Raw genomic sequence first — 22,612 nt, 5'->3', positions numbered from 1 at the left:
AGTTGATTCGGCCTTTGCGGGTTATCGGCCCCTGACCAACGCGGTGCGTTGGCTACGTCGTTTACGTGTGTTGGCTGCGTGTAGGTCCCGCAAAACGTGAAGCAAACAAAAAGGCTGCCCGAGGGCAGCCTTTCTTGTTTTCTTTGCTCAGCGCGAGCAGGTTCAAACGTCTTATTTAGACTTAAGTGAACCAAAACGCTGCTTGAAGCGATCCACACGACCACCAGTATCCAGAACTTTCTGCTTACCAGTGTAGAATGGGTGACACTCAGAACATACGTCGATGTGGAAATCTTCACAACGGGTAGAACGAGTTTCGAAAACGTTACCGCACGAACACGTGACTTTCACTGTGTCGTACTTAGGGTGGATACCTTGTTTCATGGGGTTACCTCAGTTCAGGCCGCATCGCCATCCGTGCTTTCCACGAACACCACGCGTAATTAATTCGATTCGTTTGCTGATTGGATGAAACTTCACCTAATCAAGGCCGCGGATTATAGAGGGATTTGTTCGGATGATCAAGCGTGCTCTGAGGTATGGCGCCACGCAGCGGTGCATAGGGGCTGTAGAGATGGGGTGTCAAAGGGATACCCCTGAGTAAAGAGAGCGTGGTAGCATAAACCTCATCTTAATACAGGAAGTGGCCGGCTATGGAAGATCAACAGGAGCAGCGTTGTGCGCGCGTGGCGGTACCCGTCCCGATGCGGCGTCAGTTCGACTATCTGCTCCCTGCGGATGGCGCAGACATTGCCGTGGGTGCTCGGGTAAAAGTGCCCTTTGGTAGCCGTTCGCTGATTGGCTTTGTGACAGAGCCACATGTTGTTACTGACACGCCTCCAAATAAACTAAAGGCCATTGAACACATCACGGATCCGAGCCCCTTGTGGCCCCCCTCAATGTGGGAGTTATTGCTGTGGGCGGCCCAGTATTATCATCACCCACTGGGGGATGTGTTGGCTCATGCAGCGCCCATTGCGCTGCGTCATGGCGAGGCCCCGGAGTTTCAGCAGATTAAACGCTATGCGCTGACCGATGAGGGGGCGGCGGTTGACCTAGATTCTTTAAAGCGTGCCGTACAACAACGTAAAATCATTGCTGCTCTACGTGAGCGAGCGCTTACTTCAACCGACATAAAGGCCCTTGAGTTAGCGCCTGCTGCGTTAAAAACCGTGCAAGAAAAAGGCTGGGTCAGTGTTGCTCACGAGCCCCTTGGCGTGGGAGCTTGGCGCCTAGAACGTGACGAGCAACCGCATCCGCTCAATCCCGAGCAAGCGGTTGCTGTGGCGGCGCTTCATTCCGGTTTGGCAGAATCTGAGGCCCGAGTTTGGCTGCTTGAAGGGGTGACCGGCAGCGGTAAAACCGAAGTGTATCTGCAAGCCATGGAGCCGGTATTGGCGCGTGGTCAGCAGGTGCTCGTGATGGTGCCCGAGATTGGCTTAACACCGCAAACCGTTGCTCGTTTTCGGGCGCGGTATAAGGTGCCGGTGGTGGTCATGCATTCCGGCTTAAGTGATCAGGAGCGGTTGCAGGGGTGGCTGCAAGCGCGCGAAGGGCATGCAGCGATTATTATCGGCACACGCTCATCCATTTTTACGCCCATGAAGAACTTGGGGCTGTTGATCATCGACGAAGAGCACGATGCGTCATTTAAGCAGCAAGATGGTTTTCGCTATAACGCCAGAGATTTGGCTATTAAGCGGGCTCACCAAGAAGGCTTCGGGGTTGTTTTGGGGTCTGCCACCCCCTCATTAGAAACACTGAGCAATGCGCAACAAGGGCGTTATCACCATCTGCAATTAAAGAAGCGCGCGGGCAATGCAAAACCTGCCAAACACTTTTTGCTGGATTTAAAACAACAACGCATGCAGCAAGGCTTATCAGAACAGCTAATAAGTACCATGCGTAAGCACTTGGAGCAGGGAAACCAGGTGCTGTTGTTTCTCAATCGGCGCGGTTTTGCCAATGCACTCATTTGCCATGAATGCGGGTGGGTGGCGGAGTGCCGCCGCTGTCAGGCAAATATGACAGTGCATCAGCATAATCACAGTTTACAGTGCCATCATTGTGGCGCCAGTCAGCGTATTCCGCGTCAATGTGGTGGTTGTGGAAGCACGCAACTTGTGAGCCGAGGCGTGGGCACAGAGCAATTGGAACAATGTATTGAGCAGCTGTTCCCAGCGTACTCAACGGTACGCATCGACCGCGATAGTACCCGTCGTAAAGGCCAACTTGAGTCACACCTGAATGCGGTGAGTGCAGGCCAGCACCACATTCTGATTGGCACGCAAATGCTCGCCAAGGGCCATCATTTCCCCAATGTAACACTGGTGGCGCTACTGGATGTGGATGGTGCTTTGTATAGCGCCGATTTTCGCGCTGCCGAACGCTTAGCGCAATTATACATTCAGGTGGCAGGTCGCGCAGGTCGTGCAAGTAAAGTAGGCACTGTGGTGCTGCAAACCCATCATCCTGAACATCCATTAATTCAGGAGTTGGTAAATAATGGGTACACCGATTTTGCCCGCAGCGCCTTGCTAGAGCGTTCGCAGGCGATGTTGCCTCCTTATGCGGCAATGGCATTATTTCGCGCTGAAGCGATGGAAAAAGATGCGGCTGAAGCCCTCCTTCAAGCCATTGTGGCGGTACTTGAAGAGGATGGAACAGGCGAAGTGACCGCGATTGGACCGATGCCAGCACCGCTAGCACGTAAAGCTGGACGTTATCGGTATCAGCTGATGTTGCATGCGGCAAGCCGAGCAGCCTTGCATAAATTATTGTTATCTAAGCTAAGTTTGATTGAAACCTTAGCCCAAACGCGCAAGGCCCGATGGAGTCTTGATATTGATCCGCAGGATTTCACTTAAGAAGCGCTGTTCAGCGGTTTTTTTTACGGCGCTGAACGATTAAACTATCGGGCTCGAAAGAAACTGATTTTTATCCCAATTCCAAGGTTGTGCGGCACCCATGAAACAGCAAATAGAAGCGTTACTCCAGTCGGCGGTTGCAGATTTGATTGCCCAAGGCACTTTGCCTGAAGATATCTCATTCCGTATTCAGCTGGATCGGCCGCGCGATAAAAGCCATGGTGATTTCGCCAGCAACCTTGCCATGATGTTGGCAAAGCCTGCAAAGCAGAATCCACGGGCCTTGGCCGAGGCCATTATTGCCGCTATCCCAGACAATGATTTACTGGCGAGCGCCGAGATTGCAGGGCCAGGGTTTATCAATTTTAGCGTTGACCGTACGCACCTGATTGCGCAACTCGAGCAAGCATACACAGATGCCCGTTTGGGTGTGCCCCAGGCCGAGCAACCGCAAACCGTGGTTATCGACTACTCATCGCCCAACCTCGCCAAAGAAATGCACGTGGGTCATCTACGGTCGACCATTATTGGTGATGCCGTTGCACGCACACTGCAGTTACAGGGGCATCGGGTGATCCCACAAAACCACGTGGGCGATTGGGGCACCCAGTTCGGCATGCTGCTAGCGCACATGGAAGATATACAAAAAGAAGGCGCGTCCACGGCGCTGGAACTGAGCGATTTAGAAACCTTTTATAAAGCTGCGAAGAAGCGTTTCGATGATGAAGCGGGCTTTGCGGATCGGGCACGTAGCCTTGTGGTGAAGCTGCAATCTGGCGATGCCCATTGTCAGCAGTTGTGGACTCAGTTTATTGAAACGTCGTTAGCGCACTGCCAAGAAGTGTATGACCGCTTGGGCGTGCAGCTCACTCGCGACGATGTGATGGCAGAATCAGCCTATAACGACGATTTGCCCAAAGTGATTGACGATTTACGGGCCAAAGCATTGTTGGTTGAAGATCAAGGTGCCCAGTGCGTGTTCCTTGAAGAGTTTAAGGGCAAAGAAGACGAGCCCCTCCCCATTATCGTGCAAAAGAAAGATGGCGGGTACCTGTATGCCACTTCGGATTTGGCGGCGGTCCGCTATCGCACAGGCACGTTAAACGCCGATCGCGTGATTTACGTGGTAGATGCGCGCCAATCGCTGCATTTTCAACAAATCTTCACCTTGTCGCGTAAGGCCGGCTACGCCCGCGATCACGTGCGTCTTGAGCATTTAGGCTTTGGCATGGTGTTAGGAAAAGATGGTCGTCCGTACAAGAGCCGTGACGGTGGCGTTACCAAATTAGCGGATCTACTGAACGAAGCAGAGCGCCGAGCAGGTGAACTTATCGCCGGCAAAGGCACGGACTTATCGGCAGAAGAGCAAGCCCGGGTCGCACAAGTTGTTGGCATCAGCTCGGTAAAATATGCGGATTTATCGAAAAACCGCACCAGTGACTACGTGTTTGATTGGGATACCATGTTATCCTTCGAAGGCAACACGGCCCCCTATTTGTTGTACGCCTACACACGGGTGAACAGCTTGTTCCAAAAAGCGGGTCTTGCCTTGGCCGATGTCACCGGTGAGATTCGTTTGCATAGCGATCAAGACGAAGCATTGGCAAGCAAGCTGGCGCAATTCCCAGAAGTGATTGCGTCGGTGGGTAACAAGGGGATGCCACATTTCCTCTGTGCTTATATGTTCGAGTTAGCAGGCGCGTTTTCGTCATTCTATGAAGCCTGCCCTATTCTTAATAGCGACGATGAAGCACTGAAGAATAGCCGTCTGAAACTGGCTGCCTTAACCGCGCGTACGTTGCAGCAAGGCTTGGCACTGTTAGGAATTGATACACTGGAGAAGATGTAACCTTATGCCTGTGGACTACGCAAAAAAAGGCGCTCCGAAGAAACGTAAACCGGCGACGAAAAGTCGTAATGCGGGTGGACGATCGGGTGGGGCTGTGCGTAACCGAAAAGGCAACGGTTCGCCCAAGCCGCCGATTAAACAAGTGCTGATCACGCTACTCGTGGTACTCGCCTTTGGCGTCGGTTTGTGGATGCTGAAAAGTGGCGAACCAGAAGTAGTGGTATCATCGCAAGATTCCCCCAATGCATCCTCGGAGCGAGAGCTTGAGCCCTTACCCGAGAAGCCGGAGGAGCGTTGGCAGTACATTCGCGAGCTGGAGAACAGCACGGTTGAAGTAGACGTTCCTGAGCGGCAAGAATCGAGGCCGCGACTCATGCAGTGTGGCTCATTCCGCAATTTCAACGATGCCGATACCTTGCGGGCCAACATTGCCATGCAAGGTTTTGAATCTCAGGTGCGCGAAAGCCATGGCTCGAATGGCCGTTGGTTCCGCGTGATTCTTGGGCCGTTTGAGAATTTGCGGGCAGCGCAACGGGTCAACAACCAACTGCAACGGGCAGGTATTTACGGCTGCCAAATTTGGCTGTGGAATTTAGATTAACACCCTCACCTATTGAAATTTCTGCTTAGCGCCCTCACTTCCTCTTTATCAGCGATAAAGAGGAAAGCACATGACCACAATCGTATCTGTTCGCCGCGGCGATAAAGTCGCCATCGGCGGTGATGGCCAGGTCTCATTGGGCAACACCGTAATGAAAGGTAACGCCCGCAAAGTTCGTCGGCTTTACAACGGACAAGTCATTGCCGGTTTTGCCGGCGGCACCGCCGACGCCTTTACCTTATTTGAGCGCTTTGAGGCGAAGTTAGAAAAGCACCAGGGACATCTCACCCGCGCCGCCGTTGAACTGGCAAAAGATTGGCGTACGGATCGCATGCTACGCCGCTTAGAAGCCTTGCTGGCGGTAGCCGATAAAACCACCTCCCTCATTATTACCGGCAATGGCGATGTGGTGCAGCCAGAAGAAGATCTGATTGCCATCGGTTCCGGTGGCCCTTATGCCCAAGCAGCGGCACGCGCCTTGTTAGAAAATACCGAGTTGAGTGCGCCAGAAATTACCGAGAAGAGTCTCACTATTGCCGGCGACATTTGCGTGTACACGAACAATCACCACACCATCGAAGTACTCGATGCAGAACCTGCGACTAAGGAGTAAGCATGTCGAATATGACCCCACGTGAGATTGTCGACGAACTCAATCGTCACATTATTGGTCAGCAGGATGCTAAGCGCGCCGTTTCTGTAGCGCTGCGTAACCGCTGGCGCCGCATGCAGCTCGATGGTGAATTGCGCCAGGAAGTCACACCGAAAAATATCTTGATGATCGGCCCTACCGGTGTCGGTAAAACCGAAATTGCTCGACGTTTGGCAAAGTTAGCGAATGCACCCTTCATCAAAATTGAAGCCACCAAGTTTACCGAAGTGGGCTATGTCGGAAAGGAAGTGGACTCGATTATTCGTGATCTAACCGACACAGCCGTTAAGATGATGCGGGAACAAGAAATGGCGCGTTTACGCCACCGCGCGGAAGATGCGGCGGAAGATCGGGTGCTTGATGCCTTATTGCCGCGGGCCAAGAAAACCTGGGGTGAGGAAGAATCTCGGCAAGCGGATGATCAGGAAAACACCCGTCAGGTATTTAGAAAGAAGCTGAGGGAAGGCAAGCTCGACGATAAAGAAATTGAAATTGAGATCACCATGCCGCAAATGGGCGTGGAGATTATGGCTCCCCCGGGCATGGAAGAGATGACCTCGCAGTTGCAGAGCATGTTCCAAAATATGGGCTCTGGCAAAGCGAAGAAGCGCAAGTTGAAAATCAAGGATGCGATGAAGCAGTTGATCGAGGAAGAAGCAGCGAAAATGCTAAATCCCGAAGAGATCAAAGAAAAGGCCATCGAGTCTGTTGAACAAAATGGCATCGTGTTTCTCGATGAAGTCGACAAAATTTGTAAGCGTGGCGATATGAGCGGCCCCGATGTAAGTCGTGAAGGGGTGCAGCGGGATTTACTACCGTTAGTAGAAGGAACCACCGTCAGCACCAAGCACGGGATGGTGAATACGGATCATATTCTGTTTATTGCGTCGGGCGCATTCCAGATGTCCAAGCCGTCGGATTTGATTCCAGAACTGCAAGGGCGGTTGCCCATTCGGGTAGAGTTAAGTGCGCTTACCACAGAAGATTTTGTGCGTATTTTGACTGAGCCAAGCGCGTCGTTAACGGTGCAATATAAGGCCTTGATGGCTACCGAAGGTGTGGGTATCGCGTTCACGGAAGATGGTATTCGCCGGATCGCAGAAATCGCCTGGCAGGTTAATGAGAAAACCGAAAACATTGGTGCGCGCCGGTTGCATACGGTGCTTGAGCGGCTCATGGAAGAAGTGTCGTTTAATGCCTCGGATATGGATGGTCAGCAACTTACGATCGATCGTGAGTATGTCAATGAACACCTAAACAGCTTGGCGGACGACGAAGATCTAAGCCGGTTTATTCTTTAATCCCCCCAGGATGATGAGTGGGTGAGGCGTGCACGTGCGTAAGCATGAGCGCGCTGAACCCCGCTCAGTTCTCACACTCGCGTTAGGCCCGTAAGGTTCCCGGCAGGGTTGGCTTGTCGATAGCGGATTCATCACTCGATTTGGCTTGGCTCAGGTGCAAAAACTCACGCCAGAACTTTTGCAATATACCGCGTGATTTCTCTTCATTGACCGGTGGCGAGAAGTAAAAGCCCTGTACTGAATCACAATGCATTTCGCTTAACAGCGCAAACTGCTCTGCGGTTTCTACGCCTTCTGCCACAATTTGCTTATTTAGCACGTGGGATAGCTCAATCAGTGTGCGCACAATGGTGGAATCTTCTTTGCTCGCCATAAGTTCGTTAATAAAGCTGCGATCAATCTTAATTTTATCCACGGGCAATTTACGCAAGTACGCCAGTGATGAGTAACCGGTTCCAAAATCATCGATGGCGACACGAATTCCCATATCGCGTAGGCGATTAAGTACGTTCATTCCTGTGGTGATATCAGACATGGCCACGTTTTCGGTAATTTCTAGCTCCAAATCGCCGGCTTTGAGCTTGTATTCACGGAACAGACGGCGCAATTTGTCGGTAAGTTCAGGCTGCTGGAAATGCCGGGCGGATAAATTAACCGCAATGGGCAACACCTTTTCCCCTTGAGCGCGCCAGCGCGAGATCAGCTTTGCACAATGACGCAGTACCCAGTCGTCTACTTCCGACGACAACCCCAGCTGCTCAACAAAGGGTAAGAAGTTATCAGGATTGAGCATCCCTTTTATCGGATGCTGCCAACGGAGCAAGGCCTCAAAACCACTTAAATATTGCGTCCGGACATCAAAAATTGGCTGTAAATGCACCACAAACTCGTTGCGTAGCAGCGCTTTACGAAGTTCAGGCTCCATATCTACAAGTTTGATGTATTGGTCATCCATACCATCACGATAGAAAACGACCGACGGACTTTCCGGCAGTTTTGCATTGGCTAAGGCAATATTGGCCTTGCTGAGCAAGCCTTCAGCGCGGGTGCCCTGCTGCGGATAGCGTGACACCCCAATACTGCAGGTGATGTTCATGGTTTTGCCATCAATCATCATTGGCTTTTGAATAATACGTTGCAGATCGTAGGCCAGGTTTGATACATCTTCGCGCCCGCGCACATGGTCATAAATCACCACAAACACATCACCACTAATGCGTGATACCGCAACAGGACGGGTTTGCAGGTTTTGTAAGCGTTGACTTAACTCCACCAGCACCCGATCGCCACCGCGCAGGCCCATGGTATCGTTAATGGCTTTAAAGCGATCCACCCCCAACATAAAGAGAACCAGCTCGCGCCCATCGCCTCGGCAAGAGTCAATAAACACCGGTAGCTTGGTCATCAATTCATCGCGGTTCTCGATGCCGGTGAGCGCATCGTGGGTATTCACGTATTCAGCTTTTTGAATGGCATCAATGGCTTTATGCCGCTCAGCCTCGAGCAACCAAATCGTAATACCGAGCATGGCCGAGGTGAGGAATACCACGTTAACAATGCCGGTGATTACCCACACCATTTGCGACCCAAGCCAGGTGCTATCGATGAGAAGAAGGCTCACCAAGAAGGTATTTTTTAACGCCTGTAGTATAAAAGCGGCGGCAATTAACCGCGGCCCCATGGTCGGTGTCGATTGAGCTAAAATCACACCGCCAATGACGCCAAGGGTGATGGCGCTAATAAGATATAGGCTGGCATTTTGGAAGAACGGCTGCCACGTTAGCGGATCGCCAACAGGGCCAAGTTCTGTTGAGGTAAATAAGGCAATGGCTAAGCAACCGAAATAGATACGCCACCGGGCACGTCGCTCGGGAATGCGATCAACGGTAATATCAAACACGCCGATAGCGAGCAATCCTAAGGACAAATACATCAGGGTTAAGCTGGTAGTTTCCAGTGCAGAAACCATAAACCCCGGTAACGCCAACCAATCTTGGCTGGCGCCGATCACTAATTTTACCGCAGAACTACAGCCTAACCAGACGGCGGCATAAGACCAAAAGCGCAGATAAGGACGTCGATAAAGCCGGAAATAATGGGTGAGAAGCAGCGCAAAGCCAAGAACCATAAGCCCTTGCCCAGCGTTTGTTGCTCCCAGAACTGCTTCGTCGCTGAATAGCATCAATACACGAATCTTTTTTTTATTATGTGTGTAGCCCTGATTTAACGCGTTTTTTGCCCAAAAATCAACCTGAACTTGGCGTAGGTGACCCACACATCGGAGTCAGGTGGCCCCGCGTTGGGGTGAGGCAACCAACCCATTGCGTTGGTTACGGAGAATTCTGTCGTTATCGTTTCGCTCCTTGCCGGAAAAGGTTTATACTAAGCGTCAATCCCCTCTTATCCGTAACACCGCAGGAGCGTTTCTTATGGAATACAACACCTCGGAACTATGTGACCTATACGCAGATCAAGTAGATGTCGTTGAACCCATGTTTGTGAACTACGGCGGACGGGTATCGTTTGGCGGACAGATCGTGACCATTAAATGTCACGAAGACAAAGGGCTGATCGAAACAGTTTTGGAAAACCCAGGTGCTGGGAAAGTGTTGTTAATCGACGGCGGTGGCTCTATGCGTCGCGCCCTGATCGACATCACCATTGCAGAATTAGCACTAGAGAATGATTGGGAAGGGATTGTTTGTTACGGATGCGTTCGTGATGTGGATGCGCTTGAAGATCTCGACATCGGTATTCAGGCATTGGCTTCAATTCCGGTAGGCGCGCCCTCTGAAGGGATCGGGGAAAGCGACGTGGCCGTGAATTTTGGTGGGGTAACTTTCCTGCCGGAAGATCATTTGTACGCAGATAGCACCGGAATTATCCTATCTCCGGAAGCACTCGATATCGAATAAAACAAAGTTAGGTGTTGCAACGTGATGCATCATACTCCTTCATATTGGCGCCCGGTTAATCCGGGCGCATTTGTTACTAGCCGGGCTGGCGAAACCCGCATTGGTGAATCCATTGCGGCGCCGCAGCAATGGTCGGCCTTGCTAGAAAGCCTGAATGACACGGCGATTGTATTGGTCGGTGTGCCAGAGTCGATCGGTCCGCGCGCGAATTTAGGTCGGGGTGGAGCCGAGGCTGGCTTTGCCGCATTTTTGCAGCAATTTTTGAATATGCAGGACGCCGGTCGACTCCCGCTCGACCGACTCGTGCTTGGCGGTGAAGTAGATTGCCAAGATTTAATGTCTGCGGCCGCTCCTCTCGATGGAACAACCCCAAAAGATTTAACCGCGCTGCGCGATTTATGTCAGCAACTCGATACCCGTGTGCGTGATGTACTCACCCCACTGTTTGCCAGCGGTGCTCGCGTTATCCTGATCGGGGGTGGCCACAATAATGCGCTGCCCCTCATTCAAGCATTAGCGGATGCAAGCAACAGCCCGGTGGGGGCGGTCAACCTTGATCCTCATTCTGATTTTCGACCTTTGGAAGGCCGCCATAGCGGTAACGGATTTTCCTATGCTCATCAGCAAGGAAAATTGCAGCACTATCAAGTGGTCAGTTTGCATGAAGCGAAAAACTCGCGGGCAACGTTAGATCAGCTATCCGCTGCCGGTGCTAGTTATGTGTCTATGCACCAGTTGCAGCAGAGTCGCATGGATAAAGTGATGGCAGAAGTGGCTCGGCAAGCGTGCGATTGGCAGCTTCCCTTTGGTATTGAACTTGATGTGGATGCGATTACCGGCGCTCCGGCCAGTGCGTTTAATTACACCGGCGTCTCATTCGCCCAAGCGCAAACCTTTGTGCAGCGGTTGGCGGCGTATTCTACGGCCCGCTACCTGCACTTAGCGGAAGCTGCGCCTGCCTGTCACCCGGCGGGGCTTGAGGCAGGCAACAAAGCCTGTGGTCAATTACTAAGTGAGTTGGTCTTTACTTACTTGCTTGCCACCAATCAATAAGTGCCGCAGCGGGTTGATACCGAACTGGTAGCAAATCGCTTCGGGACTGTCTAAATCCCACAAGGCAATGTCAGCGCGTTGATCTACGGCAAGCGTGCCCTGTTGGTGATCCCCTAATGCGGCAGCCGCATGCTTGGTTACGCCAAGCCAGGCTTCTTCCGGTGTGAGTTGGAATAAGGTGCAAGCAAAGTGCATCATCAACGGCAGGTGCACCAGTGGTGATGAACCTGGATTGGCATCGGTCGCAATCGCGATAGGCACCTTGGCATCGCGTAACGCCTGAATCGGCGGCAGTTTGGTTTCGCGCAGAAAGTAGAAAGCGCCGGGCAAGAGCACAGCAACCGAGCCGGCGTCGGCCATGGCGCGAATGCCTTTATCAGATAAATATTCCAAATGGTCTGCAGAAAGTCCCTGATAGGATGCCAGTAACGCCGACCCATCTTGATCGCTGAGCTGCTCTGCATGCAATTTCACAGGCAGGCCAAGCTGCTGCGCGGCACGAAACACCCGATCGGTTTGTTCGCGGCTAAAGCCAATGTTCTCGCAAAATACGTCGACGGCATCGACTAACCCTTCATTCGCGGCGGCGGGCAGAATATCCCGTACCACGTAATCAATGTATCCATCGCTATCGTCGGCGTATTCCGGGGGCAGCGCATGGGCGGCTAACAGTGTCGTGCTCACGCGCAGTGGCAGGCTCTCACCAATTCGGCGGGCGACTCGCAACTGCTTCAGTTCGTCTTCTAATCGCAATCCGTAACCTGATTTAATCTCAATATGGGCGACACCTTGGCTGAGCAACGCTTTCGCCCGTGGCAGAGACATATCAAAAAGTGCCGCTTCAGAGGCTTCCCGCGTGGCTTTTACCGTAGAGAGAATGCCGCCGCCTTTCGCGGCAATCTCCTGATAACTTGCGCCATGAAGACGTTGGCGAAACTCATTGGCACGACTTCCTGCCCACACCAAATGGGTGTGGCAATCGGTAAGAGCCGGAGTAGCAAGCATGCCGCGGCCATCAATCATGGTCACGTCTTGGCGCTCCTCCGCCGCGAGCACAAGATGCTGAAACTCCATGGGTAGTGCATTTTCTTTGCCTATCCACCGAATCACACCATGTTGGGCCACAATTGCGGCGTCATCGATCAGGCCAAGGGTTGCGTCGGTCATGGTCGCGGCCTTCACATTTTTAATGAAGGTGACTGAGCCGGGTTGAATGGAGGTGTTCGACATAAAAAAACCCTTTGCTAAATTCTACGAACTTGCTAATGTATATACAACATAGCAAATTCCTACGTAATTACAAGACGGACCTATTATGGCTAAGTTTGCGGTTATTAAAGAACATATCTATCAGAAAATAGAATCTGGGGAGTGGCCCGAGTACCATCCGGTGAGTTCTGAGAATGAGCTGTCGGCTGAATTTAATGTGAGCCGAATGACAGCTCGGCGTGCATTGCAGGAGCTCTCCGATGAGGGGTTAGTGACGCGAACGCGCGGTTCGGGCACGTTCGTGGCGCCGTTAAAAAGCCAGTCGGCATTATTGACGATTCGCAACATTGCCGATGAAATTAAGATGCGCAATCACAAGCATCATGCGATGGTGCGTTCGTTAGAAGCCGTACCAACCCCACCTCATATTGCTGCCGCCTTGCAGCTCGACCCAGATAGCCAAGTTTTCCATTCCGTGATTACGCACTTTGAGAATGGTCAGGCGGTGCAAGTGGAAGATCGCTATGTTAATCCGGTACTAGTGCCGAATTATCTTGAACAAGATTTTACCCAACGTACGCCGCACGAATATTTGTGCGAAGTGACCCCCCTTACCGAAGCAAGTCATTTAATTGAAGCGGTGCTACCGCGCAAGGAAACTGCGGAGTGGCTGGATATGAGCGCAATTGAACCTTGCCTACAAATTCAACGACGTACCTGGTGTCGCGATGGCGTGGTAAGCCAAGCCACGCTCACCCATCCGGGCAGTCGCTTTCGCTTAGGCGGACACATGACATTTAAATCAACACAACGATCAAGCCGCTAAGCGGCAGCAGCATCATCTTAAGGAGACGAGCAATGAGCTTTACTCGGATCGACAAAAGCCGGGAAATTCGCTCCCCTCGGGGCAGTGAAAAAACCGCGAAGAGCTGGCAGACAGAAGCCGCCAAACGCATGCTAATGAACAATCTCGACCCTGAGGTTGCTGAACATCCACAAGGTTTAGTGGTATATGGCGGTATTGGCCGCGCAGCCCGCAGTTGGGAATGCTTCGATAAAATCGTTGAGGTGTTGGATCGCCTTGAAGATAACCAAACGCTTTTGGTGCAAAGCGGCAAACCCGTCGGCGTGTTTCCAACGCATGCAGATGCCCCGCGGGTGCTCATTGCGAACTCTAATTTGGTACCGGAGTGGGCCAATTGGGAACACTTCAACGAGCTCGATAAAAAGGGCTTGATGATGTACGGGCAAATGACAGCAGGTTCGTGGATTTACATTGGTTCTCAGGGCATCGTGCAAGGAACCTATGAAACCTTTGGTGCCGTTGCTCGCCAGCACTTTGGCGGTGATGCGGCAGGTAAGTGGGTACTTACTGGCGGTCTCGGCGGTATGGGTGGAGCCCAGCCTCTAGCAGCGACCATGGCGGGATTCTCAATGCTGGCCTGTGAAGTCGATGAAAGTCGCATCGATTTCCGCTTGCGCACCCGTTATGTCGACGAGAAGGCCGAGGATCTCGACGATGCGTTGGCCCGTTTAGAGCAAGCAAAGAACGAAGGTCGCGCGGTATCAGTTGCCTTACTGGGTAATGCGGCCGATGTGTATGCAGAGCTGGTGAAGCGCCAAATCACCCCGGATGTGGTGACCGATCAAACATCTGCCCATGATCCATTGAACGGCTATTTGCCGCAAAATTGGACCATGGAGCAAGCCGCGCAATTGCGTGAGCAAGATCCGCAGGCTGTGGTGAAGGCAGCGAAGCAGTCGATGGCCGTGCAAGTGCAAGCCATGCTGGATTTCCAACAACGCGGTGCGGCCGTGCTTGATTACGGCAATAACATTCGACAAATGGCGAAAGACGAAGGGGTGAACAATGCCTTTGATTTCCCCGGATTTGTTCCGGCTTATATTCGCCCGTTGTTCTGCCAAGGTATTGGTCCGTTTCGTTGGGTGGCGTTATCTGGCGATCCGGAAGATATCTATAAAACCGATCAGAAAGTGAAAGAGTTACTGCCATTGGATCAGCATTTGCACAACTGGCTAGATATGGCAAAAGAGCGCATTTCATTTCAAGGATTACCGGCGCGCATTTGCTGGGTGGGTTTGAAAGATCGCGTTCGTCTGGGGCTAGCCTTTAATGAAATGGTGAAAAACGGCGAGCTAAAAGCACCGATCGTGATTGGCCGTGACCATTTAGATTCAGGCTCGGTGGCCAGTCCAAATCGGGAAACCGAAGCCATGCTTGATGGCTCAGATGCGGTGTCCGATTGGCCGCTGCTGAACGCATTACTGAATACTGCTGGTGGTGCCACTTGGGTGTCTTTGCACCACGGGGGTGGGGTTGGTATGGGCTATTCCCAACACTCCGGCGTGGTGATCGTTGCCGATGGCACCGATGCGGCGAAAGAGCGCATTAACCGTGTTCTTTGGAACGACCCAGGTACGGGTGTAATGCGTCACGCCGATGCAGGCTATGACATCGCCAAAGAAGCGGCACGAGAGAGCAATCTCGATTTGCCCATGCTTGATAACGAATAACTAGGCCCCTGAAAAGGGTTTCCTGAAGTAGGAGCTCGTAATGACTAGCGTATATGAATTAGAACTATCCCCAGGCCAGCTGTCGCTGAGCCAGTTGCGCACCATGAGCCGGCAGCCGGTGCGTGTCAGTTTGCCTGAACAGGCTCGCAAGGATGTCGCCCGCGCTGCAAAAACCGTGGCTGATGTGCTCGCTGAAGGGCGGGTTGTGTACGGTATTAATACCGGTTTTGGGTTGTTAGCGAACACGCGTATTCAACCTGAGCAGCTAGCGGATCTGCAGCGTCGCATCGTGCTTTCTCACGCCGCAGGTGTGGGCAAGATGATGAGCGATCATGTGGTGCGCTTAATGTTGGTGCTAAAAATTAATTCACTGGCACGGGGTTACTCTGGGGTGCGTCCAGAAGTGATTGATTTCCTCATTGAGTTGGTGAATCACGAAGCGTATCCCTGCGTGCCCGAGAAGGGGTCTGTAGGCGCTTGTGGCGACTTAGCGCCGTTGGCGCACCTGGTATTGCCTTTATTGGGCGAAGGCGAGCTACGCATCGCTGGGGAGCGCATGCCAGCGAAGGAAGGATTGAAAAAACTCGGGCTAGAGGCGATGGAGCTGGCACCAAAAGAAGGGTTGGCGTTGTTGAACGGCACCCAAGCATCGACGGCGTTAGCGTTGCATGGTTTATTTGCCATTGAAGACGTTTTCGCATCGGCGCTCCTTGCCGGTGCTATGTCGGTGGAAGCCGCCCTTGGTTCGCGCACACCTTTTGACGCGCGCATTCATGCGGTACGCGGACAGCCGGGCCAAATTGACGTGGCGACAGAATTGCGGCGGATACTGGCTGAGCGCAGCGAAATTGGCGAATCCCATACCAACTGTGGCAAGGTGCAAGACCCCTATAGCTTGCGTTGCCAGCCGCAAGTAATGGGTGCAGCCTGGGATCAAATCCGCTATGCGGCCACGGTATTAGGTTGTGAGGCCAATGGCGTTACCGATAACCCGTTGGTTTTTGCCGAAGACAACGACATTCTTTCGGGTGGCAACTTCCACGCGGAACCGGTGGCAATGGCGGCAGATATGTTAGCTATTGCGGTGTCGGAAGTGGGCTCGTTATCGGAGCGTCGTACCGCCCTGTTGGTGGATCGCAACTTGAGTAACTTGCCCCCGTTCTTGGTGGAAAATGGCGGTGTAAATTCGGGCTTTATGTTGGCTCAAGTCACAGCCGCGGCCTTGGCATCAGAAAATAAAACCTTGGCCCATCCGGCTTCGATCGATAGCTTACCCACGTCGGCGAATCAGGAAGACCATGTATCTATGGCTACCTTTGCGGCACGTCGGTTAGAAGATATCGCTGAGAATGTGGCCAACATTGTGGCAATTGAGCTGCTCGGTGCGGCTCAGGGTGTCGATTTCCGCCGCCCGTTGAAGTCGTCGGCCGCCATTGAGAAAGCCCATGGTGCAGTGCGTGAGCGCGTTTCATTTTACGATGAAGATCGCTACTTCTCGCCCGACATTATCGCCATTGCTGAATTGGTGCGTTCCGGTGAACTAACTGAGATGGTAGAACTGCGTTTAAGTTAATCAAATCGCGCAATCTAAAATCAAGGGCTCTTCCATGAAGAGCCCTTTTTTATGAGTCGCGGGGCGCTAAAATAACGTATTGACCCGTAAACTCAGCGGCTACGGCGTGGTTTTCGCCATCGTAAATACGCGTTGTCAGTTGAATGCGGGCATTCTTGCCTTGGGTCACCACACTCATATCCCCTTGCATATCATGCAGATGAACGAGGCCGCGCGGGTGTGAGCGCACGGGTTGCTGATATTGAATAGTGCCTTCGGCAAGCACAACGGCGCCTTCAATACCGCGCTCGCGCATTTGTAAACTGATCAGGCCCCAACCGGTCAGGGTGGCGAGGGTGTAGATACTGCCAGCAAACATGGTGTTATGAACGTTAATATTGCGCGGCAACGGCGCCCGTAATTCAAATTCACGGCCGGTGTATTGATGCACGCGAATGCCCATGGCTTCGCTAATAGGAATTTTTTCGTGCCATGTGGCCTCAAGCTCTACACACCACTGCGGTCGATAAACAATATGGTTTACCGGATCGAGCTTCTTCACCAACAAATGTTCTGCCATGGGGTTATCCACCGTATTGCCTTCTTGGTGAATCTCATAACCACACTTAAGATAAAAACCGAGGGTGGCATCGCGGGAACGAATAATCACGCGCTTGGCGCCACTTTCCCGAGCGAGCACTTCTAATGCATGGAGCAGGCGTACGCCGTGGCCTTCGCCTTGTACCTTCGGCTTTACCACCATAAAACGCACTTGAGCTTCGTCGCGGCTGTTAAAATGCAGACGACCAATACCCAGCAAATTTTTTTCATCATCGATAAGCATGCGATGCTCAGCAACAATATCGTACTCATCCTTTTCAGAGCCGCGCGGACGCTCAAACGGCTTGCGCAATACTTGATAACGCAGGTCGTAGTAGTCGGCAAATTCTTGCTCGGTTTTTGGTGCGACGATCTGATATTCCATGATCTGTTCCAAAATAAAGTAAGACAGACGAGGGTATGCGAGCGCTGCCAGAGAATCAAGATAGGGAATTGGCGACTTGTCGTAAATTTAGATGCCTGCCACAATAAGAACTCTTCATTGACGGAAGGTATGACCAATTTATGAGAAGTAGCAAAGAATTGTGGCAGATTTTTAGAACCCATGCTCCGGGCGCGATTCGCACCAGCTTCGATTTTCTTCGCTATTTCATGCGCCGCTGCGCCACTGACCGCATCAATGTGATGGCAGGTCACCTTACCTACGTGAGTTTGCTTTCCTTAGTGCCCTTGCTGGCGGTGATGTTTGCGATGTTCGCGGCCTTCCCAATGTTTGCAGAAACCCGCGAGGCCTTGCAATCAGCGCTACTTGATAACTTAGTACCGACCAGCGGTGAAGCCTTTCAGGAATACCTAAATCGATTTGTAGTGAACGCCAATCAGATGACAGCCATTGGTGTGGTGTTCCTGTTCGTAGTGTCCATTATGCTGATTAACGCCATCGACAAAGCCATGAATCAGATTTGGCGGGTCGAGAACAAACGGCGCATGATCATTAGTTTGGCGGTGTACTGGATGGTGCTCACCATGGGCCCGGTGCTGGTGGGTACTGGCATTGGTTTGTCGTCGTATTTGTTATCTATCGCAGCGCTTGCGGATGGTTATGTCACCGGGGTGCAAGCGGCCCTACTTACGTTATTCCCATTTTTCACCAGCGCCATGGCGTTTCTTTTGCTGTATGTCATGGTGCCTAATAAGGTGGTGAAATTTCGTCACGCCATTTGGGGTGCGGCGGTTGCTGCCATTTTGTTTGAGTTAGCCAAAAACGGATTTCGTATTTATCTGCAGTATTTCCCTTCCTACGAGCTGATTTATGGCGCTTTGGCGACGATACCTATTTTGATTGTTTGGATTTATCTGTCGTGGAACATCATTTTGCTTGGGGCTGAATTGAGCGTCAGTATCAGTGAGTTTCTAGACGATCCAGATGAGCCGCTGCCGCCGTCGGAGCAAGAAGAGGAAGCAGCCGACGGGGAAGATGCGACGGAAGAAGAATCGCCTGCGAAGATGCAGGACGTTGAAGAGAAGAAACCGGAGAAGAAGAAAACCACCAAGAAAAAAGCGAGCAATACGAAGAAAAAGAGTAGTGCAAAGGGCAGCGCATGATTGCTTTAATTCAACGGGTGACGCAAGCCGCGGTTTCGGTGGATGGTGAAACGGTGGGCGCTATCGATCAGGGTATATTGGTGCTACTCGGTGTGCAGCGTGACGACACTGTGGATGATGCTAAACGGCTGGCGGAGCGGGTTGTCGGCTACCGAATTTTTGCCGATGCCGAAGACAAGATGAATTTGGATGTCCGCGATATTCAAGGTGAAGTGCTGGTTGTTTCGCAATTCACTCTGGCCGCCGATACTCGCAAAGGGCGGCGGCCCAGCTTTTCCTCAGCTGGCTCACCGCAACACGCTCAGGCGCTTTATCATGCCTTTTGCGATGCAGTACGCAGCTTTAACGTGTCCGTTGCCACCGGTCGCTTCGCCGCCAACATGCAAGTAAGCCTCACAAACGACGGCCCGGTCACGTTTACCCTAACCTCCCCGTAGCCAACGCACCGCGTTGGTCCCTGGCTACGTGCGGACACGGGGTCAGGCATGTCCCCGTGCGGGACGCCGTAAACCCATCCATGGGGGCTTGGGCGCGGCATCCATGCCGCGCACACCCGCCCGGCGCCACTCCCTGACCCCATATCCCCGGCACCGCTTGCGCGCACTGGTAGCCAACGCACCGCGTTGGTCCCTGGCTACGTGCGGACACGGGGTCAGGCATGTCCCCGTGCGGAACGCCGTAAACCCATCCATGGGGGCTTGGGCGCGGCATCCATGCCGCACACACCCGCCCGGCGCCATACCCTGACCCCATATCCCCGGCACAGCTTGCGCGCACTGGTAGCCAACGCACCGCGTTGGTCCCTGACTACGTGCGGACACGGGGTCAGGGCATCTCCCCGTGCGGGACGCCGTAAACCCATCCCTGGGGGCTTGGGCGCGGCATCCATGCCGCACACACCCGCCCGGCGCCATACCCTGACCCCATATCCCCGGCACACCCGCCCGACGCCACACCTGCCCCATATCCCCGGTGCCGTTGGGGATCTATCGAACTCGGTAATCGGTTTTAACTGATGGATGCGTAAATAATAATCGCTATTATCGATATATAGATCGATGTATTTCATACATTGACGGCAGGAGGGTTGTTTCATGAAAAAGACATTTTCATTCGCCATTGTGCATTTTACGGTGGCCTTTGGCGTGACGTGGTTGCTTACTGGCAGCTTTATTTTAGGTGGATTGGTGGCGTTAATTGAACCAGCAGTGAACTCTATTGCGTACTTCTTTCATGAGAAGGCGTGGCAGCGTTTCGACAAAAAAGATTCTGCGGCGGCGTCGGATTCCCTTGGTGTGTCGGTGTAACTTATGTCGAGTTATGACTGAGGAGTTGGTATGGCAGTGTACGCGGTGTTTGGATCCGGAGGTGGTTTGGGCGAGGCACTTGTGCAGGAATTGCATAAGCGCGAACCTGAGGCTGTGATTCATGGATTCAGTCGCGGTGAGTGTCCGTCATCATTGTCTGAGATATCGAATCTGCGGTGGCATCAATACGCCGGTGAGGTGATCGATGCGGCCGCGCAAATGGTCGATCAATGGCTACAAGAAGAGGTGCAACTCAAGGGTGTTATTTCCACGATTGGCTGGTTGCATCAACAGCATCCTGAGCATGGCGAGTGGCAACCCGAGCGGCGCATCGAACAATTGAAACAAGAACAGCTGCAAGAGTATTTTCGCGTCAATGCCACCATTCCAGCACTACTTATTCAAGTTCTCAAACCTGTGCTTGCGAGAAAGGAGTCGTGTTTCTTGGTGCAACTCGGTGCCATGGTCGGCAGCATCGGGGATAATCAATTGGGTGGTTGGTATGGCTACCGCGCCTCCAAGGCGGCGTTAAATATGCTGTTTAAAACTGCGGCCATTGAACTAAAGCGCACACATAAAAATCTGACTCTGGCGGTCATTCACCCGGGCACGACGGATACAAAATTATCGGAGCCTTTTCAGGAGCGTTTGCCAAAAGATAAGCTTTACTCGGCGGAGCAATCTGCGGAGCGGATTTGTTCGGTGATCTGGAATTTATCTCCGCAAGATTCCGGAGATTTTTGGTTCTGGGATGGTAAGCGACTGCCGTGGTAGTTCCTGTAACCACGATGCAATCTGACCCATAAAAGGGTATTCCCACTTGCCGTTTGTCGTAATCTGAGCGATTCTTGTGGCTTCTTAATAATTGCGCAGAACGCGAACCAAATAACAAGAAAGGATCTGCATTATGAATTACTTATTGGCGTTAGTGTTGCCCCCTGTTGCCGTGTGGATGTCCGGTGCACGTAAACAAATGTGGCTGAGCTTAGCCATTTATTTGGCGTCTCTTTTGCTATTTCGTGTCGCAACCGGTGGAGAAACTCCCGGAGCTTATGCGGCAGCGCCGGTTCTGTATGTGGTCGCTATTATCCATGCATTTGTGTTAACCCACCGCCATTACCAACAGGCCGAGGGACAAGTTCATCCGCATAGAGGTTCGGCAACCCAAAGTAAACCGCCAAAAGACGAAACTAAATAGGTCTGTCCCTTGAGTTTCTGCGTATCCGGTGCCATAGATCTAATTCAAGATCGCACTTTTGGGAGCGGCTATGAAAGAAGATTTAAGCGTACGATTGATTCTATCGGTATATGAGAAAATCAAAGATCACGGTGAACATAAAGACGAGCGCAATGAGCTTGAAGGCATCACCGGTTTTACCGATCACGATGGTTATACGGTGTACCTTGAAGGCTTCAACGTGAAGTTGCGCACTGGCTTTCACAACACCTATCACCTCGATTACGACTCAGAGCGGGCCTTCGAGAACTTTGCGAAGAAACTCAAGTATATCGATGAAAACTATGATTAAATGCCCATGCGAAATGCTTGGTAGCCAACGCAATGCGTTGGTGCGGGGCTGAATTTCGCTTGAGGCTATGGGCCAACGCGGTGCGTTGGCTACGGAGTGTTCCAACCCGGGCGTTGGTTAGAGTGCCTTCCAACGCGGTGCGTTGGCTACGGAGTGTTCCAACCCGGGCGTTGGTTAGGGTGCCTTCCAACGCGGTGCGTTGGTTACGGATGAACGAGTAACTGATTAGAGGTGATGAATGGGTTCAGCGAAGAATTACACGCTCTTAGAGGAAGTTGCCCACTCCGTCAGCCATGGCGTCGGTGCTGTGCTTGGAATTATCGGGTTAACCGTGATGGTGGCCTTGTCGGTGAAGTACGGCGACATTTGGATGGTTGTCAGCACATCGATTTACGGCGCGTCGGTCATTTTATTGTATACCGCATCCACGCTTTATCACGCCATCACCCATCCGAAAGCAAAGCGCGTGTTCCAGCTTATGGATCACGCCATGATTTTTATTCTTATCGCGGGTACCTACACGCCATTCTTGCTAGTTAACTTGCGCGGCCCTTGGGGCTGGACCTTGTTTATCATTATTTGGAGTATCGCCATTTTAGGCGTCCTGCTCGAAACAATGAAAAAAGAACGGGTGAAGTGGCTGTCACTCACGCTCTATTTAGGCTTGGGGTGGATGGCGCTTGTGGCGATGAAGCCCATGCTAGAACACGTGCCTATGGTTGGTTTAGTGTGGCTGCTAGGTGGCGGTATTTTGTATTCCCTCGGCGTGATTTTCTACGTGCGCAAGCAGATGCTATTTCACCATGCGATTTGGCATGTGTTTGTGTTGGCCGCGAGTGTGGCGCATTTTCTGGCAGTGATTTACGGCGTAATTTTAGCTTAGAGCTTGCTTGTCAGAAAGCCTCTATGGCTGCGTTATAATCGAACCTCAATCGGTCACGTACTACGTGTACGCTCCCTCAATCGCTCCGATTATGCCTTGCCCTAGAGGTTTCTGCCTGCGCTTCGAGTTCGGTGTGCTTGCTTGTCAGAAAGCCTCTATGGCTACTGAATTGCAGGCAAAAAAAAGCCCCGGA

The 22,612-nt window shown here is 52.2% G+C and carries 20 protein-coding genes and 1 pseudogene; 17 read left to right on the top strand and 4 right to left on the bottom strand.

Annotation, left to right across the window (positions count from 1 at the left end; translation table 11 throughout):
• Positions 1-171 precede the first annotated feature (171 nt).
• Positions 172-384, bottom strand: a complete 213-nt coding sequence (gene rpmE / locus HXZ99_RS11250; RefSeq protein ID WP_194757386.1) for a 50S ribosomal protein L31 — start codon at positions 382-384, stop codon at positions 172-174.
• Between the two features lie 269 nt (positions 385-653).
• Here rpmE and priA point away from each other — a divergent pair, with 269 nt between their 5' ends.
• From priA to hslU, 5 genes are all read left to right on the top strand, one after another.
• Positions 654-2,867, top strand: a complete 2,214-nt coding sequence (priA, locus tag HXZ99_RS11245) for a primosomal protein N' (RefSeq protein ID WP_194757385.1) — start codon at positions 654-656, stop codon at positions 2,865-2,867.
• Positions 2,868-2,967: 100 nt separating this feature from the next.
• Positions 2,968-4,716, top strand: a complete 1,749-nt coding sequence (gene argS, locus HXZ99_RS11240) for an arginine--tRNA ligase (protein ID WP_194757384.1) — start codon at positions 2,968-2,970, stop codon at positions 4,714-4,716.
• Positions 4,717-4,726: 10 nt separating this feature from the next.
• Complete coding sequence (locus HXZ99_RS12385; protein WP_331458497.1) at positions 4,727-5,317, top strand: SPOR domain-containing protein; 591 nt, start codon at positions 4,727-4,729, stop codon at positions 5,315-5,317.
• A gap of 70 nt (positions 5,318-5,387) precedes the next feature.
• Positions 5,388-5,930 carry an ATP-dependent protease subunit HslV gene (gene hslV / locus HXZ99_RS11230; protein WP_194757382.1) on the top strand — a complete coding sequence of 181 codons (543 nt, stop codon included), beginning with the start codon at positions 5,388-5,390 and terminating at the stop codon, positions 5,928-5,930.
• A gap of 2 nt (positions 5,931-5,932) precedes the next feature.
• Positions 5,933-7,270, top strand: coding sequence for an HslU--HslV peptidase ATPase subunit (hslU, locus tag HXZ99_RS11225; RefSeq protein WP_194757381.1), 1,338 nt, complete (start codon positions 5,933-5,935; stop codon positions 7,268-7,270).
• A gap of 82 nt (positions 7,271-7,352) precedes the next feature.
• Here the strand turns inward: hslU and HXZ99_RS11220 are convergent, their stop codons facing one another.
• On the bottom strand, positions 7,353-9,452 hold the full coding sequence (locus tag HXZ99_RS11220; protein ID WP_228517964.1) for a putative bifunctional diguanylate cyclase/phosphodiesterase: 2,100 nt from the start codon (positions 9,450-9,452) through the stop codon (positions 7,353-7,355).
• Positions 9,453-9,699: 247 nt separating this feature from the next.
• On the opposite strand from HXZ99_RS11220, the gene rraA reads away from it, so the two are divergent.
• Positions 9,700-10,185: a ribonuclease E activity regulator RraA gene (rraA, locus tag HXZ99_RS11215; RefSeq protein WP_194757379.1), complete on the top strand. Its 486-nt coding sequence runs from the start codon at positions 9,700-9,702 to the stop codon at positions 10,183-10,185.
• Positions 10,186-10,209: 24 nt separating this feature from the next.
• The gene (locus tag HXZ99_RS11210; protein ID WP_194757446.1) at positions 10,210-11,238 is read left to right on the top strand and encodes a formimidoylglutamase; all 1,029 of its coding nucleotides are present in this window, start codon (positions 10,210-10,212) and stop codon (positions 11,236-11,238) included.
• On the opposite strand, the gene hutI is transcribed toward HXZ99_RS11210, so the two are convergent.
• Positions 11,194-12,468 carry an imidazolonepropionase gene (gene hutI / locus HXZ99_RS11205; RefSeq protein ID WP_194757378.1) on the bottom strand — a complete coding sequence of 425 codons (1,275 nt, stop codon included), beginning with the start codon at positions 12,466-12,468 and terminating at the stop codon, positions 11,194-11,196. The two genes, HXZ99_RS11210 and hutI, sit on opposite strands and share 45 nt — an antisense overlap.
• Positions 12,469-12,553: 85 nt before the next feature.
• On the opposite strand from hutI, the gene hutC reads away from it, so the two are divergent.
• Genes hutC through hutH form a run of 3 tightly spaced genes read left to right on the top strand, consistent with a single transcriptional unit; the run spans position 12,554 to position 16,555 of the window.
• A complete protein-coding gene (gene hutC / locus HXZ99_RS11200; protein WP_194757377.1) occupies positions 12,554-13,273 on the top strand; it encodes a histidine utilization repressor in 720 nt (239 codons plus the stop codon).
• A 32-nt stretch (positions 13,274-13,305) separates the two neighbouring features.
• Positions 13,306-14,982, top strand: coding sequence for a urocanate hydratase (hutU, locus tag HXZ99_RS11195; RefSeq protein WP_194757376.1), 1,677 nt, complete (start codon positions 13,306-13,308; stop codon positions 14,980-14,982).
• Between the two features lie 40 nt (positions 14,983-15,022).
• Entirely contained in the window at positions 15,023-16,555 is a 1,533-nt protein-coding gene (gene hutH / locus HXZ99_RS11190; RefSeq protein ID WP_194757375.1) for a histidine ammonia-lyase, read from the top strand.
• A gap of 49 nt (positions 16,556-16,604) precedes the next feature.
• Here hutH and HXZ99_RS11185 read toward each other — a convergent pair whose 3' ends face one another.
• Positions 16,605-17,519, bottom strand: coding sequence for a bifunctional GNAT family N-acetyltransferase/hotdog fold thioesterase (locus tag HXZ99_RS11185; protein WP_194757374.1), 915 nt, complete (start codon positions 17,517-17,519; stop codon positions 16,605-16,607).
• A gap of 140 nt (positions 17,520-17,659) precedes the next feature.
• Between HXZ99_RS11185 and HXZ99_RS11180 the strand changes: the two are divergent.
• The 7 genes and pseudogenes from HXZ99_RS11180 to trhA all read left to right on the top strand — a co-directional run.
• Positions 17,660-18,529: pseudogene (locus HXZ99_RS11180) on the top strand (virulence factor BrkB family protein); the annotation flags it as partial.
• Between the two features lie 167 nt (positions 18,530-18,696).
• Positions 18,697-19,137, top strand: coding sequence for a D-aminoacyl-tRNA deacylase (dtd, locus tag HXZ99_RS11175; RefSeq protein WP_194757372.1), 441 nt, complete (start codon positions 18,697-18,699; stop codon positions 19,135-19,137).
• 657 nt (positions 19,138-19,794) lie between these two features.
• A complete protein-coding gene (locus tag HXZ99_RS11170) occupies positions 19,795-20,007 on the top strand; it encodes a DUF2061 domain-containing protein (RefSeq protein WP_194757371.1) in 213 nt (70 codons plus the stop codon).
• 30 nt (positions 20,008-20,037) lie between these two features.
• Complete coding sequence (locus HXZ99_RS11165; protein ID WP_194757370.1) at positions 20,038-20,781, top strand: SDR family NAD(P)-dependent oxidoreductase; 744 nt, start codon at positions 20,038-20,040, stop codon at positions 20,779-20,781.
• 133 nt (positions 20,782-20,914) lie between these two features.
• Positions 20,915-21,205, top strand: coding sequence for a YqaE/Pmp3 family membrane protein (locus HXZ99_RS11160; RefSeq protein ID WP_194757369.1), 291 nt, complete (start codon positions 20,915-20,917; stop codon positions 21,203-21,205).
• A gap of 70 nt (positions 21,206-21,275) precedes the next feature.
• Complete coding sequence (locus tag HXZ99_RS11155; RefSeq protein ID WP_194757368.1) at positions 21,276-21,536, top strand: DUF3081 family protein; 261 nt, start codon at positions 21,276-21,278, stop codon at positions 21,534-21,536.
• Positions 21,537-21,774: 238 nt separating this feature from the next.
• On the top strand, positions 21,775-22,419 hold the full coding sequence (gene trhA, locus HXZ99_RS11150) for a PAQR family membrane homeostasis protein TrhA (RefSeq protein ID WP_194757367.1): 645 nt from the start codon (positions 21,775-21,777) through the stop codon (positions 22,417-22,419).
• Positions 22,420-22,612 lie beyond the last annotated feature (193 nt).

Origin of the sequence: Aliidiomarina indica, from assembly GCF_015354615.1 — a bacterium.
Classification (GTDB): domain Bacteria; phylum Pseudomonadota; class Gammaproteobacteria; order Enterobacterales; family Alteromonadaceae; genus Aliidiomarina; species Aliidiomarina indica.
Note: the sequence above shows the minus strand (reverse complement) of the source record. Positions and strands in the feature narration are given on the sequence as shown.

Excerpts from the sequence above, each read along its gene's own strand:
- rpmE (WP_194757386.1), bottom strand. The coding sequence starts at position 384 with ATGAAACAAGGTATCCACCCTAAGTACGACACAGTGAAAGTCACGTGT.
- priA (WP_194757385.1), top strand. The coding sequence starts at position 654 with ATGGAAGATCAACAGGAGCAGCGTTGTGCGCGCGTGGCGGTACCCGTC.
- argS (WP_194757384.1), top strand. The coding sequence starts at position 2,968 with ATGAAACAGCAAATAGAAGCGTTACTCCAGTCGGCGGTTGCAGATTTG.
- hslV (WP_194757382.1), top strand. The coding sequence starts at position 5,388 with ATGACCACAATCGTATCTGTTCGCCGCGGCGATAAAGTCGCCATCGGC.
- hslU (WP_194757381.1), top strand. The coding sequence starts at position 5,933 with ATGTCGAATATGACCCCACGTGAGATTGTCGACGAACTCAATCGTCAC.
- HXZ99_RS11220 (WP_228517964.1), bottom strand. The coding sequence starts at position 9,452 with ATGCTATTCAGCGACGAAGCAGTTCTGGGAGCAACAAACGCTGGGCAA.
- rraA (WP_194757379.1), top strand. The coding sequence starts at position 9,700 with ATGGAATACAACACCTCGGAACTATGTGACCTATACGCAGATCAAGTA.
- HXZ99_RS11210 (WP_194757446.1), top strand. The coding sequence starts at position 10,210 with ATGCATCATACTCCTTCATATTGGCGCCCGGTTAATCCGGGCGCATTT.
- hutI (WP_194757378.1), bottom strand. The coding sequence starts at position 12,468 with ATGTCGAACACCTCCATTCAACCCGGCTCAGTCACCTTCATTAAAAAT.
- hutC (WP_194757377.1), top strand. The coding sequence starts at position 12,554 with ATGGCTAAGTTTGCGGTTATTAAAGAACATATCTATCAGAAAATAGAA.
- hutU (WP_194757376.1), top strand. The coding sequence starts at position 13,306 with ATGAGCTTTACTCGGATCGACAAAAGCCGGGAAATTCGCTCCCCTCGG.
- hutH (WP_194757375.1), top strand. The coding sequence starts at position 15,023 with ATGACTAGCGTATATGAATTAGAACTATCCCCAGGCCAGCTGTCGCTG.
- HXZ99_RS11185 (WP_194757374.1), bottom strand. The coding sequence starts at position 17,519 with ATGGAATATCAGATCGTCGCACCAAAAACCGAGCAAGAATTTGCCGAC.
- dtd (WP_194757372.1), top strand. The coding sequence starts at position 18,697 with ATGATTGCTTTAATTCAACGGGTGACGCAAGCCGCGGTTTCGGTGGAT.
- HXZ99_RS11170 (WP_194757371.1), top strand. The coding sequence starts at position 19,795 with ATGAAAAAGACATTTTCATTCGCCATTGTGCATTTTACGGTGGCCTTT.
- HXZ99_RS11165 (WP_194757370.1), top strand. The coding sequence starts at position 20,038 with ATGGCAGTGTACGCGGTGTTTGGATCCGGAGGTGGTTTGGGCGAGGCA.
- HXZ99_RS11160 (WP_194757369.1), top strand. The coding sequence starts at position 20,915 with ATGAATTACTTATTGGCGTTAGTGTTGCCCCCTGTTGCCGTGTGGATG.
- HXZ99_RS11155 (WP_194757368.1), top strand. The coding sequence starts at position 21,276 with ATGAAAGAAGATTTAAGCGTACGATTGATTCTATCGGTATATGAGAAA.
- trhA (WP_194757367.1), top strand. The coding sequence starts at position 21,775 with ATGGGTTCAGCGAAGAATTACACGCTCTTAGAGGAAGTTGCCCACTCC.